The sequence below is a fragment of the Microbacterium testaceum StLB037 genome (assembly GCF_008763945.1).
GTDB classification, from domain to species: Bacteria; Actinomycetota; Actinomycetes; order Actinomycetales; family Microbacteriaceae; genus Microbacterium; species Microbacterium testaceum_G.
This window is the reverse complement of the sequence record NZ_VTQH01000007.1, coordinates 1,337-2,800: the sequence shown is the minus strand read 5'-3', so window position 1 is coordinate 2,800 and position 1,464 is coordinate 1,337. Positions and strand designations below refer to the sequence as shown.

Here is a 1,464-nt window from a genome sequence, read left to right as displayed (position 1 = left end):
GAGCTTAACTTCTGTGTTCGGCATGGGAACAGGTGTGACCTCCTTGCCATTGTCACCAGACAAATGAATGATTATACATTCAAAACTAGATAGTAAGTAAAGATTTGCGTCGCAAAACTTGAAAAAATTGATTAAGTCTTCGATCGATTAGTATTCGTCAGCTCCACGTGTCACCACGCTTCCACCTCGAACCTATTAACCTCATCATCTCTGAGGGATCTTATAACCGAAGTTGGGAAATCTCATCTTGAGGGGGGCTTCATGCTTAGATGCTTTCAGCACTTATCCCGTCCATACATAGCTACCCAGCTATGCCGTTGGCACGACAACTGGTACACCAGAGGTATGTCCATCCCGGTCCTCTCGTACTAAGGACAGCTCCTCTCAAATTTCCTACGCCCACGACGGATAGGGACCGAACTGTCTCACGACGTTCTGAACCCAGCTCGCGTACCGCTTTAATGGGCGAACAGCCCAACCCTTGGGACCGACTACAGCCCCAGGATGCGATGAGCCGACATCGAGGTGCCAAACCTCCCCGTCGATGTGAACTCTTGGGGGAGATAAGCCTGTTATCCCCGGGGTAGCTTTTATCCGTTGAGCGATGGCCCTTCCATGCGGAACCACCGGATCACTAAGTCCGTCTTTCGACCCTGCTCGACTTGTAGGTCTCGCAGTCAAGCTCCCTTATGCCTTTACACTCTATGAATGATTTCCAACCATTCTGAGGGAACCTTTGAGCGCCTCCGTTACCTTTTAGGAGGCGACCGCCCCAGTCAAACTGCCCGCCTGACACTGTCTCCCACCACGATAAGTGGTGCGGGTTAGAAAGCCAACACAGCTAGGGTAGTATCCCACCAACGCCTCCACGTAAGCTAGCGCTCACGTTTCAAAGGCTCCTACCTATCCTGTACAAGCTGTGCCGAATTTCAATATCAGGCTACAGTAAAGCTCCACGGGGTCTTTCCGTCCTGTCGCGGGTAACCTGCATCTTCACAGGTACTATGATTTCACCGAGTCTCTCGTTGAGACAGTGCCCAAATCGTTACGCCTTTCGTGCGGGTCGGAACTTACCCGACAAGGAATTTCGCTACCTTAGGACCGTTATAGTTACGGCCGCCGTTTACTGGGGCTTCGATTCGTAGCTTCGCAGAAGCTAACCACTCCTCTTAACCTTCCAGCACCGGGCAGGCGTCAGCCCCTATACATCACCTTACGGTTTAGCAGAGACCTGTGTTTTTGATAAACAGTCGCTTGGGCCTATTCACTGCGGCTCTTCTGGGCTTGCACCCTAAAGAGCACCCCTTCTCCCGAAGTTACGGGGTCATTTTGCCGAGTTCCTTAACGAGAGTTCGCTCGCTCACCTTAGAATTCTCATCTTGACTACCTGTGTCGGTTTGCGGTACGGGCACCTAATCTCTATCTAGAGGCTTTTCTCGGCAGTGTGAAATCAACGACTCGAGA

The 1,464-nt window shown here is 51.3% G+C and carries 2 rRNA genes (1 of these 2 running past the window's edge); both read right to left on the bottom strand.

Features of this window, described 5'->3' with window-relative positions:
• Positions 1-60: ribosomal RNA gene (rrf, locus tag F9B98_RS15755) — 5S ribosomal RNA — on the bottom strand; the annotation flags it as partial.
• 67 nt (positions 61-127) lie between these two features.
• A 23S ribosomal RNA gene (locus F9B98_RS15750) occupies positions 128-1,464 on the bottom strand; its annotated part runs 1,336 nt beyond the window's last position; the annotation flags it as partial.